Below are 13,619 nucleotides of genomic sequence, written 5' to 3' on the forward strand. Positions count from 1 at the left end.
AATGGAATTAAATGAAAAAGATTATGCTTACTGGCTTTTTAACGTAGAAGGCGTTGGGAATGCCAGCACAGATAAGCTGCTTTGCAGTGGACTTAGCTGCAAGGATGTTTATCAGATGAGCTCAAAGGAACTGACAAAGCTCCTTTCAAGAAAGAAGGCGGAGAGCATTGAAAAATCAAGGTACAGCTGGGACTTTGAGGCGGAGAAGAAAAAGCTTGAGGCAAAAGGAGTCCGCTTTGTATCAAGAATAGATCCGGAGTTTCCGGAGAAACTAAAGAATATCCCGGGAGCACCCTTTGCAATATACGTAAAGGGTGCACTTCCCGACCCGGCAATCCCTTCCGTATCAATTGTCGGGGCAAGGATGTGCTCTGAGTATGGCAGATATATGGCAAGGCAGTTTGGAAGAGGACTGGCACTGGCGGGGGTACAGGTGATAAGCGGAATGGCCAGAGGCATTGATGGAATAGCCCAGGGAGCTGCCATTGAAGCCGGAGGAAAGTCCTTTGGCATCATGGGCTGCGGAGTTGACATCTGCTATCCGCCGGAAAACAAGGTGATCTATGATGCGCTTCTTAGGAATGGAGGCGCGATCTCGGAATATCCGCCGGGAATGGAGCCACAGGCCAGATTCTTTCCCATGAGAAACAGGATCATCAGTGCTCTTTCCGATGTGCTTCTTGTGGTGGAGGCAAGGCAGAAGTCAGGGACGTCCATCACTGTTGATACTGCTTTGGAACAGGGGAGAGAAGTGCTTGCTGTTCCGGGAAGAGTCACCGACAGACTAAGTGATGGCTGCAACTATCTCATAAGCCAGGGTGCAGGAGTTGCCATCAGCGTAGAAGACGTACTGGACCGCCTTTGGAGCATAAAAGGAGAGGGAAAGCCGACACAGCCCACAGAGTCTGTTTTGGAAAATCCGGAAAAAGACACTGATGACGAGATGGAAGTTAATAAAGAGTTAACGCTGGAAGAGAAAATTTTGGAAATAGTTGACATCATTCCGGTATCGACTTCTTACATTGCAGAAGAGCTTTTTAAAAAGGGTGAAAACCTGTCAATGCCTGCGCTTATGACCACTTTGATGGACATGACCGGTTGCGGAAAAATTGCGCAAAATGGTGCATATTATCGCAGAATAGCGTAGCGTAACCGAGTGCGCAAAACGTTACCGACAACGTTTCCGGAAACGTTCCCACTAAAATAGTCAATGTGCAATTTGTATAATTTTTTAGCAAAAATATGTGACATAATTCTTAATTGACAAAATATTGCACAAAGCATAGACTCATTAATAGAGCAACCGATTGCGCAAAGTTGCGCAGTCATTTTTAAACAAACGGAGGGATTAAAATGAAAAAGAAATTGGTATCTGTTTTAATGACAGCTGCTATGGGTGCAACACTCCTTGTTGGATGTGGAAGCGCACAGGAAGCAGCACAGACAGCTCAGGACACAGCAGAGACTGTTGCAGAGACTGCTACAGAGGCAGCTGAGGTTGTTGAAGAGGCAGCTGAGGCAGCTGAGGAGATCACAGATTACGGCACAGGTGACATCAAGATCTGGGTTGCTGATAACGTAGTTGATTTCACAAACGAGCAGATCAAGGCATTCCAGGATGCACACCCTGAGTTCTCAGGATACACATTCACAGTTGAGGCTGTTGGTGAAGGTGATGCAGCCGGCAACATGATCACAGACGTTGAGGCAGGTGCAGACATCTATGCATTCGCTCAGGACCAGATCGCAAGACTTGTTACAGCAGGTGCTCTTGAGGTTGTTGAGGATTCAAACGCCGAGGCAGTTAAGGCTGAGAACGATGCCGGTGCAGTTGGCGCAGCTACAGTAGGTGGCACACTTTACGCTTATCCTCTCACATCAGATAACGGATATTTCCTTTACTACGATAAGAGCGTAGTAACAGATCCTTCAACTCTTGAAGGCATCATCGCTGATTGCGAAGCAGCAGGCAAGAACTTCTACTTCGAGATCAACTCAGGTTGGTATCAGACAGCATTCTTCTTCGGAGCAGGTGCTGAGCTTACATACGAGACAGATGATTCAGGTAACTTCACAAAGTGCAATTCTACATACGCATCTGATGCAGGTGTAGTTGCTCTTAAGAAGATCGCAGAAGTTGCTTCTTCAAAGGCTTTCCAGAACGGTTCAGCTATTTCTAACGCAACAAACGTTGGTGCTATCGTTGATGGTACATGGGATGCACAGGCAGCTAAGGACCTCTTTGGTGACAACTATGCATGTGCTAAGCTTCCTACATTCGAAGGCGCTGATGGCAAGACATACCAGATGAGCGGCTTTGGTGGATTCAAGCTCCTTGGTGTTAAGCCTCAGGAAGATGATCTTAAGCTTGCAGTATGTGATGCTCTTGCAGCATACCTTTCAAGCGAAGAAGTTCAGCTTGCAAGATACAACGCAGTAGGTTGGGGCCCTTCAAACCTCAATGCTCAGAAGTCAGACGCAGTTCAGGCTGACGAGGCTCTTTCAGCTCTTGCAGATCAGCTTCAGTACACAATCCCTCAGGGACAGTATCCTGGAGACTACTGGTCACTTGCAACATCACTTGGTGATTCAGTCATCTCGGGTGAGATCAAGGCTGATGCATCAGATGATGACTTCATGAAGGCTCTTACAGACTTCCAGACAACTTGCGAAAGCTACGCAAAATAATTTCGGTAGCTAAATTAAAATAACGCATTAAATATCAGGCCCGGATTCAGTAGGTTTCCGGGCCTGTATTAAACTAAAAACCTATGCGCATTGTTAAAAGGAGGCTTGTGGTATGGCGAAGGGCGCGAACAATAAGAAAAAGAATGCTGCGTCTTTGTTCTTTGAAGCTGTTTCAAACGGTTTTAAGGAAATAGGGGTGACATTTGCAGAGGGTGATATTAAGACAAAGCTCTCATTTTTGATCTTCGGACTTGGTCCGATACTTAGAGGACAGATACTCATAGGAGTAGCACTGCTTCTTTGTGAAGTGCTGTTCTTCTATTTTATGGCCGGCTTTGGATGGCAGTATTTATCCAAGTTCTCAACACTTGGAACTGTAGCTACCAAGAAAGTCGGACGTAAGACTGTTTATGGCGATAACAGCTTTTTGATTCTGCTCTTTGGTGTTTTATGCATCTTTGCCATTATTGCATTTATTGCGATCTGGTACATCAATGTAAAAGAGAATCGCAAGGAAGAGCTTCTTTTAAAAGCAGGTAAAAAGCTTCCTTCCAACAAAGACGTATTTATGTCTCTCTTTGACAAGAACTTCCATAAGACACTTTTAGCACTTCCCGTAACCGGTATTTTCGTGTTCACGGTTCTGCCAATTGTGTTCATGATCCTGGTGGCTTTCACCAACTATGACAAGAACCATCAGTCCCCGTCAAACCTCTTTACCTGGGTGGGACTTGATAACTTTAAGAATCTTGTTTCTTTCTCGGGAGCAGGCATTGGACCGACCTTCATACAGGTCCTTCTCTGGACTTTGGTCTGGGCTTTGTTTGCTACATTTACAAACTATTTCCTTGGTCTTGCTGTTGCTATGCTGATCAACAAAAAGGGAATAAAGTTCAAAAAACTCTGGAGAACAATCCTGGTTCTTACCATCGCTGTTCCTCAGTTCGTTTCACTTCTTTATGTTATGAAAATGTTCGCCAATGACGGACTTATCAACGGATACCTGATCAAGTGGGGAATAATCAAGTCATACATTCCTTTCTGGACAGATCCGATGCTGGCAAGGATCACCATTATCGTTGTCAATATCTGGATCGGTATTCCGTACATGATGCTGATTGCAACGGGACTTCTCATGAACATCCCCGAGGATCTTTACGAGAGCGCAAGGATCGACGGTGCGAACCCCTGGCAGATGTTCAGAAGCATTACCCTTCCATATATGCTGTTTGTAACAGGACCTTTCCTGCTCACACAGTTTACAGGAAACCTCAACAACTTTAACGTTATTTACCTTCTTACACAGGGTAAGCCACAGTCTGTAAATCTTGCAGAAAAAGCCGGTAATACAGACCTTCTTATCACCTGGCTCTACAAGATGACTGTAAATGACACAAACTACAGGATGGCAGCAGTAATAGGAATCATGGTATTCGTAGTTACAGCGGTTATTTCACTGGTTGTTTACAACATGCTTCCGTCAGTAAAAGATGAGGAGGGCTTCCAATAATGAAATCTTACAAGACAAAAAGAGCCATTGGAAACATCATTGGCTATATCATATTGATACTTATAAGCATTATCTGGCTGTTCCCGTTTGTGGGACTTGTACTGCAGAGCTTTAGATCATACGCCACAGAGTATGGCGGAATGGTTGACTATCTTGTGCCCAAGCAGTTTTCGCTGGACAATTACAAGTTCCTGTTTGATACAAGCCAGAACAACTACCTGTTATGGTACAAGAATACTATTGTTATTGCTGTATTTGTCTCTATTTTCCAGACTATCATACAGCTCTGTGTCAGCTATGCACTTTCAAGAATGAGATTTGCAGGAAGAACCTTCCTTATGAGATTCTGGCTGATCCTTGGTATGTTCCCGGGATTCCTTACAATGATCTGTCTGTACTTCCTTTTGAAGCAGTTTGGACTTACTCAGGCAGGTGCTATCCCAGGCCTCATCCTTGTGACCGTTGCCAGCTGCGGAATGGGTTACTACGTATGTAAGGGCTACTTTGATACCATTCCCAAGGCTCTTGATGAAGCTGCTATGATCGATGGCGCAACAAGGGCAAGGATATTCTTTACAATGATTATTCCTATGTCAAAGCCTATCATTATCTACACAGCGCTGGTTGCTTTCATGGCGCCTTGGTGTGATTACGTATTTGCTTCCTATGTAGCCTTCGGACATGATACCAGCTACAACGTGGCAGTAGGTATGACAAGATGGGTATGGACCAACGACTATCAGGGATACTTCACCAGATTCTGTGCAGGTGGCGTGCTCGTAGCAATCCCTGTAACGCTTCTGTTCATGTTCCTTCAGAAATACTATGTTGAAGGTGTAACGGGTGGTGCAGTAAAAGGTTAAGAAGGTTATAAATATGGCGGATGGCAAAATTACTATCGATGACGTTGCTAGGGCCCTGGGCATCTCCAAGACCACTGTTTCCCGTGCTATTTCGGGAAAGGGAAGGGTTGGAGATGACACCAGACTAAAGGTCCTTGAGTACATCGAAGAACATAATTACAGGCCCAATCTTATGGCCAGAGCACTGGCACAGCAAAAGACCTATAACATCGGCGTAATATGGCCGGATGATTATAACGCTGTGGACCTGCCCTTTTTCCAGCGCTGCATGATCGGAATGAGCGAGGTTACATCGGGATATGGGTACGATATCATGGTATCGCTGGTTAGCGGCGATGACTTTACGGGGCTCAGAAGAATAATAGACAACCACAAGGTTGATGGTATCATCCTCACAAGAACTCTTGTGCATGACAGACCGGCAAGGTTTCTTAAGGAGAGCGGAATTCCTTTTGTTGCTGTAGGAAGCACAGATGACAAGGACATAATCTATGTAGACAACGACAATTATTCCGCCTGCAAGGAACTTACTTCAATCCTCATTGCCAAGGGGCTTAAGAGACTTGCACTTATCGGAGGTTCAACCGAACATATCATAACAAGGACCAGATACAAGGGCTTTGCTGATGCTTTTGAGGAGGCAGGAGTGAACATCGATAGCGGACTCATTTATCTTGACGTTGAGTCTATGTCCAAGATAGGCAATATCCTTAAGGATCTTCGCAAGAAGAACATAGACGGTGTGATCTGCATGGATGACAATATCGCCGGCGAAGTTATTTCAAGGTGCAGGGACGATCATGTCAAGATCCCTGATGATTTAAGAGTTGCGTCCTTCTACAACAGTTCAATACTTGAGAGTGCTATACCATCAGTGACATCACTTAATTTTAACGACAGAAATCTTGGGGCTGTGGCTGCCAAGACACTTTTGGATATTATCGACAATGTACCTGTTACAAGCAAAATGCTGGGAGGATATGAGGTAATACTGAAAGAGAGTACGAAATAAGAGGAGTTTTTATGAAAATCACATCTAAATCGAATATTACCTTCGATCCAATCAGCCTGATCGTCGACGGTAAGCGTGTTTTTCCCATGATGGGAGAGATGCATTTTTCCAGATACCCACGTAAATACTGGGAGGAAGAGCTGCTCAAGATGAAGGCAGGAGGAATCGATATTGTATCTCTCTATGTCATATGGATCCATCACGAGGAGATACAGGGAGAGTACGATTTTACCGGAGACAGAGACCTTAGAGCTTTCCTTGAAACAGTGAAAAAATGCGGACTATACAGCATTTTGAGAATTGGTCCCTGGGCTCACGGAGAGGCAAGAAACGGAGGTTTCCCCGACTGGCTCTTAAAGGATGCAAAGGATAAAGGGTATGAACCCAGAACCGATGCGCCTTTGTATCTTGAGCACGTAAGACGATTTTATGAAAAGACCTATGAACAGTCCAAAGGTTTTATGCTTAAGGACGGCGGACCTGTAATAGGTATCCAGATTGAAAATGAATACGGCCACTGCGGTGGAAAGAACGGAGAAGAAGGCGAGCAGCACATGAGAACCCTTCTTGCCATGGCAAAAGAGATCGGGTTTGAAGCTCCTATCTATACCGCAACAGGCTGGGGCGGCGCTGTTACAGGTGGAATGATCCCTGTAATGGGCGGATACTGCGAGGCTCCCTGGGATCAGAGAACCACAGAGATTGAACCAAGTGGAAACTATGTATTTACAAGAGAGAGAAATGATCACAATATTGGATCCGACCATGGACTTGGCGCAGGGATCACCTTTGATATGGACAAGTTCCCGTATCTTACAGCTGAGCTTGGCGGAGGCCTTCAGGTTACTAAGCACAGAAGACCTATCGCCACAGGCACCGATACTGCAGCAATGACTATGGTTAAGCTTGGAAGCGGAGCTAACCTTCTTGGCTACTATATGTATCATGGCGGAACCAATCCTAAGGGCAAACTCACAACTCTTCAGGAGACCAGAGAGACAGGCTATCCCAACGATCTTCCGCAGTGTTCTTATGATTTTAACGCACCTCTTCGTGAATATGGACAGATGGAGGATACCTACAGACATGTAAGACTTCTGTCAACCTTCATCCACGATTTTGGTGATGAGCTCGCTGATATGCCCTATACTGAGCAGCCGGGAAATCCCGAAAAGCCTGATGACTTCACCTCCTTAAGGAGCGCTGTCAGATTTAAAAGAGCTATCGGCCCTGATGGCAATTCTTACCCAAGCGGATATTTCTTTGTAAATAATTATCAGCGCAGATATGAGATGGCACTTCACAAAGATGCCTCTCTTAAAGCTTACGCGGAGGATGGAAAAGAGGTCCTTGCAAGCTTCCAAAACAGAAATGTTGCGGACGGTGACTATTTCTTTTATCCTTTCGGAATGCCCGTTGGAGAGAAAGCTCTTTTAACCATTGATGCAACACCTGTATGCATCCTGAAAGGCGCAGGCGAGGGCGGAAAAGATGCCTACGTATTCTATACTGACGCTGACAGACAGGCAGCTGCCGATATCAAGGGAGAGCTTGACGGAAACAGCATAATCGTCCTTACAGCAAACGAAGCTCTGCATTCATCTAAGGTATCCATTGATGGAAGAGAGCATCTTATCATCTCGGAGGGCGAAGCAGTAACTGATGCAGAAGGACATGTTCAGCTCTATTATGAAGTGTCCGGCAAGGAAAAGTATAAGACTCCTGAGTTCAGGATCTATCCCGACATTGAAAATGCGCCTCTCGGATTTGAAAGAGAAAAGAGCGCAGGTGATATAAAGGACTTTGCAAGCGGAGATGCCTTTGCACTCTACCGCGGCAATAACAGGATCGGATGCGACCTTACTGCTGAGTTTAAGAAAAAAGATGAGACTACCTATGAGATAAAGCTTCCGGGTAAGCTTGACGGTTTTAATGAGATCTTTGCCTGCCTGGAATATGAGGCGAACACGGCAAGGCTCATTAAGGATGGAGAGGTTGTTGATGACAACTTTTATACCGGACAGGACTTTGAGGTTGGTCTTAAGAGGTACTTCGACAGATTCGGAGAAAGCGATGAGCTCACCTTTGACCTTGAGCTTGAACCTCTCTATGAGAATGACAGGATATATCTTCAGAACTGGCCAACCATGCGGGATGGCAAGGCTTGTCAATTAGTTAATATACTTTTAATAGTTCAATATTGTATCAAAATATCATAACTTGACGTATAATAGTGTTATCGGGTGCTATGCCCTCCGATAACACTATTTTTATGGGATCATTAAGGCAAGAATATGCAGTATAATTTCTACTTTGATGTTTGCGCTTTATGCATATTGGGAACAGTTGCTGCAACCTCTCTGTCAAGACGCTGGGTACCGGCTTACAGGCAGAGAGCTTATGTCATGCTCTTTATTGCCACAGCCATGGCTACGTTTTCTGAGAGAGTTGAGACATACCTTCAGATGAATCCGTCTTCCGCCTTTTGGTATCACCCTCTGGAGATGCTTTGTGGCTCTTTGTATTTCATTGCCCACCTTGGCACGGGCTTTTGTTATCTCAGATATATCCTCGCGGTTTTAGATATCTATGTTGACAGAAAGAGAATTACCGATCTGATCGGGGTCCTCCTTGGCTACTATATCGGTATAGGACTGGTTGTCATAAATCTCTTTGTGCCTATCCTCTTTAGCTACAGGGAAGATGGTCTTTATCAGAGGGGAAGCCTGATCGGACTATATTATGTCCTTGCAATGTACTACATAGCCTACGGCGTTTCGCTTCTCTTTAGATATAAGATTTTGATGCGCTTAAGGACTAAGGCAGTTGTCATATCTTATGTTGTTCTTGCCATGATGGGAATGGCAATCCAGTTTGTATGGCCTACTATACTTATTGAGAATTTCCTCAGCACCATAGGCGTTACACTTGTATATATTTCTCTTCAGAACCCTACCGAAATGGTTGATGAGCGCCTGAATATCCTGAACAGAAAGGCTTTTCTTGAGGGTCTTGATCTTAAGACCAATAGAAATGCTTCTCAGAGCACCATTTTCGTGACTATAGATAATGTCAGGGCGCTGAGTGAAGAGATTGGTTATTCACAGGCTCAGGCAGTTCTTAAGAAGATTGCGAAGTATCTTAAATATGTGGGAAGGCTTGAGCAGAATCTGCCTTGTTACGCATACAGATATGCTGAGTATGTCTTTGCCATTAACGTACACACTGTTGACAAGAACAGGGTTCTGGCTCTGCTTCATCGTATTTCAAAGAGACTGCGTCAGTCCTGGAGCTTTTCAAACATGGCCATCAAGGTAGAGGCGCATTGCTTCCTTATGGAATATCCAGAGCATTACAAGACTGCAGCAGACCTTGTTTCAAGGGTTGATCTTATCGTTGAGCATGCGGCAAAAGACATGGATCATATAATCGATGTTAATAAGCCTGAGTACAATGAGCTCAAGAGGATAATAGACTATGACATACTTGCCAGGGAAAATCTGGATGCTAAGAGTTTTGTCATCAGATACCAGCCTATTTTGTCAAAGGTATACAAGATAAATTACAGCGCTGATGTTTTGTGCTTTTTAAAGGATGGATACGGAAACGAGGTCGACATGCGAGGCAATATACCGGATGTTAATGCCACACAGGCTCTTATGGATACCGATGAAATGGTATACAGAAGGGCATGCAGAGCTCTGGCCTTTTGGAATGGCGGAGATAAGAACGGCAAGTACAGAGCAGTGGTCGGAATGTCTCAGGGAGAGATCTCAAAAAGCGATTTTATCCGAAGAATCAAAAAGATTGCCAGGGAAGAGCATGCAGAGTGTTCCTGGGTCACACTTAAGCTTACCGAGACCACGATAACAACCATGAACACCGTGGCAGAGAATAATTTAAAGCTCCTTGGTGACCAGAAGTGTTCAATCATCGTTGATGAGTTCGGAAGCGGATATGGCGATATGGACAAGATACTGGCACTTCCTGTTTCTCAGGTCAATATTGCGCATTCAATCCTGGCTAAGGCAGTAGAGTCGGATAAGATGAAGATTGTTGCCAAAGGTATAGTCAGTCTTTTCCATGACATCAGTATTTTTGTCGGGGCCAAAGATATCGAAAACGAGACTGAAAAACTCGTGGCGGAAGAACTTGGCTGCGATTTCCTTATCGGTGATTATATGGGCTATCCAATGAAGGACAGCTCCTTTGTGAAATATATTGATGCATATTTTGAAGAGGGATAAAGGTGGAACTTATCTTAAATCCTGAACATAATAATGTTTGCTTCTGCATCGCATCCCTGCTTTTGATTGTTGTTATTCTGATCATTCATGTATCGGAAGAGAACCACAACAATAAGCAAAGGCGGATATTTGGGATGATTATTTTTGATGCCCTTTTGCTTAATTCTGCAGGTCTTTTGCACAACATCTGGCTCTACAGTGATCTCTTTAAACAGCTCATATCCCCTACGGGAAATGACTGTCTTGTTCTGCTGGAAAAGATATGCTCATATATACTGGCTTATCTTTCAATGATCTATGTCATGACCATTTTCAGAATTGAACTTGATTCTTCCTTCAGGAAGATACTTCTTTTCGTGCCGACTATATTCTCCGTGCTGTTTTTTTTAAGCGGACTTATCAGTGACTTCTTCTTTACGTTTTCATCTGATGGTGAGCTTGTCTACAACTATCCTCAGGGAGCGCTGGTCAACTTCTCGTTGTATGTATACTTTGTTTATGCTGCGTATCTGTATGTGAGATACGCAAGGTCACTGAGCTCTGAAAAGTTCATCTCTCTTGTTATCTATTATCTGCTGATGCTTGCAGCTGTTCCAATCAGGATCCTGACCAAATCCAGTGCGATATTTGAGTTCGGCGTATCGCTGGCTCTTTTGCTCTGCGTATATACATTCCAGAATCCGGGTGAGTTCAGGGATGGCGTCAGTGGAGCAGGAACCAAGAATGCTCTCAACTTTGATATTTCAAGTTCTCTTCTTCAGAAAAAGATCTTTACCGTGTATGGAATTGCTATTGAGAGGTTGGATGCTATCGTCAGCGGAGAGCCACTTGAAACAGTAGCGGATTTCCTCTCTCAGATAACCTCTTATCTCAGACAGTTCAGCCCAACAGGTGAAGTGTATTTTACGGATGACGGCAACTACCTTATGATCTTCCCTGACGTTGATCCGGATGATGACGTCATTGAGAAGGCTTATGAACAGATAAGAAAGAGATTCAGAGACCCATGGATCATGAAGGGCAAGGAGATCAAAGCCTTCCAGAGCCCTTATGTCATCGGATTCCCTGATGAAGTGGATTCTCTTGAGAAGTTTAATGAGGTAAGAGATGTCATTAAGAAGACCCTGCGCCATCACAACAGAGATATCCTCAGGGTTTCAGACCTAAATCTCAAGCATATTGAGCATGATAAAAAAATCGATGTCATAGTTAAGCATGCTCTGGATGATGATCTTTTAGAGGTTTATTATCAGCCTATCTATGATCCGAAAACGAACCGGTTCTCATCCTGTGAAGCGCTTCTTAGGCTTCGCAATCCCCAGATGGGATTTATTTCACCTGCCGTATTTATGCCGGTTGCGGAGAGAAACGGTATGGTTGTATCAATCGACAGCTTTGTACTTGATGAAGTGTGCGACATGATCGCAAGTAGTGATGCCACGCAAAACGGCCTTGATTATGTGGAAGTAAACCTTTCTGTTGTTGACTGTATTCAGGCCAACCTTGCCGACAACATTATAAAGACCATTGAAAAGCACGGTGTTAAGCCGGGTCAGCTAAACTTTGAGATAACGGAGACCTTTGAAGAGGGTATAACTTCAGCTATGGATGAAAATATCGGAAGTCTTATCAGCTACGGAATACCATTCTCAATGGATGATTTCGGAACGGGTTACTCGAACATTGCAAGAATTTCAACGCTTCCCGTGGAAATCTTTAAGCTTGATAAGAGCATAGTGCAGTCTGCTTTTGAGTCCGAGACTTCCTATATGGTAATGCTTAATCTGGTCAAGATCATCAAGAACCTGGGAAAAGAGATTGTGGCTGAGGGAGTTGAGACTAAGGAACAGGCTGAGCAGATCATAAAGCTTGGCTGCGATCACATACAGGGATTTTACTATGCAAGGCCCATGCCCAAGGATCAGTTCCTTCAGTTCCTAAAAGAGAATAATAAGCATTAAAACGCTTGTGCTAACTTCTAAATAATAGTAAAATCTAGCAGTATATAGTATTTTGGAGGTTTTTAAGAGATGGCACTGGTAAAAAAGCCCGTTACGGGCATGAAGGATATACTTCCTGCTGAGATGCAGCTCAGAGACTACTGCATTGGAGTTATTAAAAAGACCTACGGTGAGTTTGGATTTACATCCATAGAGACACCTGCGGTTGAATCCCTTGCAAACCTTAACAGTAAGCAGGGCGGAGAAAACGAGAAGCTTATTTTCAAGGTTATGAAAAGAGGCGAGAAATTAAACCTGGCAGAAGCTAAGGAAGAGAACGACCTGACAGATTCAGGACTTCGCTATGACCTTACGGTTCCGCTGGTTCGTTTTTATGCAAATCACGCAGGAGAGCTCCCATCACCTTTTAAGGCGCTTCAGATGGGCAATGTATGGAGAGCTGACAGACCTCAGAAGGGCAGATATCGTCAGTTCATGCAGTGTGATATTGATATTTTGGGAGAGGCTTCAAATCTCGCTGAGATCGAGCTTATCCTTGCTACTACAACAACACTTGGAAGACTCGGCTTTAAGGACTTCAAGATCAGAATAAATGACAGAAGGATCTTAAAGGCTATGGCTGCCTACAGCTCTTTTCCTGAAGAAGAGTACGACAACGTATTCATAACCCTTGATAAGATGGACAAGATTGGAATAGAGGGCGTTGCAGAAGAGCTTGTTAAGGCAGGTTTTGCACAGGAGAGCGTAGATAAGTACCTGGATCTCTTCAAGGCAGCAGAGGGAAAAGACTCTCTTGAGGGCCTTAAGGTCATCGCAGATAAGATAGGTGACTTCCTTGATGCGGATACCAAAGAGGGACTTTCAGAGATCATCAGCTCTGTAGAGAGCACCAAGACTGCTCAGTTTGAGATGGTCTTTGACCCAACTCTTGTTCGTGGCATGAGCTACTACACAGGAACAATCTTTGAGGTAGCAATGCCACAGTACGGCGGAAGCTGCGGTGGTGGCGGAAGGTACGACAAGATGGTCGGCAAATTCCTTGGACAGGATACACCTGCCTGCGGATTTTCCATCGGCTTTGAGAGAATCATCATGATCATGATGGATGAGGGCTTTAAGATTCCGGGAGCTGATCAGAAGAAAGCTTTCCTTATAGAAAAAGGAATCGCAGGAGATAGACTTGCAGAGATCATTAAGGAGGCTCAGGATGAGAGAGCAAAGGGCTCTCAGGTTCTGGTTGTCCGCATGAACAAAAATAAGAAGTTCCAGAAGCAGCAGCTTACTGAACAAGGATACGAGGACTTCAAGGAGTTCTACTTAAATCCGCTTAGTTGATTT

The 13,619-nt window shown here is 44.3% G+C and carries 9 protein-coding genes; all 9 read left to right on the top strand.

Annotated elements, in window-relative coordinates; genetic code table 11:
• Position 1: 1 nt before the first annotated feature.
• The 9 genes from dprA to hisS all read left to right on the top strand — a co-directional run bounded on the left by dprA (position 2) and on the right by hisS (position 13,616).
• The gene (dprA, locus tag G589_RS19415; RefSeq protein ID WP_051192280.1) at positions 2-1,147 is read left to right on the top strand and encodes a DNA-processing protein DprA; all 1,146 of its coding nucleotides are present in this window, start codon (positions 2-4) and stop codon (positions 1,145-1,147) included.
• A gap of 206 nt (positions 1,148-1,353) precedes the next feature.
• Positions 1,354-2,688 carry an extracellular solute-binding protein gene (locus G589_RS0109165; RefSeq protein WP_026521919.1) on the top strand — a complete coding sequence of 445 codons (1,335 nt, stop codon included), beginning with the start codon at positions 1,354-1,356 and terminating at the stop codon, positions 2,686-2,688.
• A gap of 112 nt (positions 2,689-2,800) precedes the next feature.
• Entirely contained in the window at positions 2,801-4,198 is a 1,398-nt protein-coding gene (locus G589_RS0109170; protein WP_026521920.1) for a carbohydrate ABC transporter permease, read from the top strand.
• Positions 4,198-5,061 (top strand): sugar ABC transporter permease, encoded by an 864-nt coding sequence (locus G589_RS0109175; RefSeq protein WP_022768482.1) that lies wholly within the window; start codon positions 4,198-4,200, stop codon positions 5,059-5,061. The genes G589_RS0109170 and G589_RS0109175 overlap by 1 nt, the downstream gene beginning before the upstream one ends.
• A gap of 13 nt (positions 5,062-5,074) precedes the next feature.
• Entirely contained in the window at positions 5,075-6,073 is a 999-nt protein-coding gene (locus G589_RS0109180) for a LacI family DNA-binding transcriptional regulator (RefSeq protein WP_026521921.1), read from the top strand.
• An 11-nt stretch (positions 6,074-6,084) separates the two neighbouring features.
• Complete coding sequence (locus tag G589_RS0109185; protein ID WP_035775762.1) at positions 6,085-8,292, top strand: beta-galactosidase; 2,208 nt, start codon at positions 6,085-6,087, stop codon at positions 8,290-8,292.
• 75 nt (positions 8,293-8,367) lie between these two features.
• Positions 8,368-10,320, top strand: a complete 1,953-nt coding sequence (locus G589_RS0109190; RefSeq protein WP_026521923.1) for an EAL domain-containing protein — start codon at positions 8,368-8,370, stop codon at positions 10,318-10,320.
• A 2-nt stretch (positions 10,321-10,322) separates the two neighbouring features.
• Complete coding sequence (locus G589_RS0109195; protein ID WP_026521924.1) at positions 10,323-12,281, top strand: EAL domain-containing protein; 1,959 nt, start codon at positions 10,323-10,325, stop codon at positions 12,279-12,281.
• Between the two features lie 69 nt (positions 12,282-12,350).
• Positions 12,351-13,616, top strand: coding sequence for a histidine--tRNA ligase (gene hisS, locus G589_RS0109200; RefSeq protein ID WP_026521925.1), 1,266 nt, complete (start codon positions 12,351-12,353; stop codon positions 13,614-13,616).
• Positions 13,617-13,619 lie beyond the last annotated feature (3 nt).

Source organism: Butyrivibrio sp. VCB2001 (assembly GCF_000423965.1).
Taxonomy (GTDB): Bacteria; Bacillota; Clostridia; order Lachnospirales; family Lachnospiraceae; genus Butyrivibrio.

What these genes read in the sequence shown, in the direction of transcription:
- dprA (WP_051192280.1), top strand. Translation starts at nt 2, where the DNA reads ATGGAATTAAATGAAAAAGATTATGCTTACTGGCTTTTTAACGTAGAA.
- G589_RS0109165 (WP_026521919.1), top strand. Translation starts at nt 1,354, where the DNA reads ATGAAAAAGAAATTGGTATCTGTTTTAATGACAGCTGCTATGGGTGCA.
- G589_RS0109170 (WP_026521920.1), top strand. Translation starts at nt 2,801, where the DNA reads ATGGCGAAGGGCGCGAACAATAAGAAAAAGAATGCTGCGTCTTTGTTC.
- G589_RS0109175 (WP_022768482.1), top strand. Translation starts at nt 4,198, where the DNA reads ATGAAATCTTACAAGACAAAAAGAGCCATTGGAAACATCATTGGCTAT.
- G589_RS0109180 (WP_026521921.1), top strand. Translation starts at nt 5,075, where the DNA reads ATGGCGGATGGCAAAATTACTATCGATGACGTTGCTAGGGCCCTGGGC.
- G589_RS0109185 (WP_035775762.1), top strand. Translation starts at nt 6,085, where the DNA reads ATGAAAATCACATCTAAATCGAATATTACCTTCGATCCAATCAGCCTG.
- G589_RS0109190 (WP_026521923.1), top strand. Translation starts at nt 8,368, where the DNA reads ATGCAGTATAATTTCTACTTTGATGTTTGCGCTTTATGCATATTGGGA.
- hisS (WP_026521925.1), top strand. Translation starts at nt 12,351, where the DNA reads ATGGCACTGGTAAAAAAGCCCGTTACGGGCATGAAGGATATACTTCCT.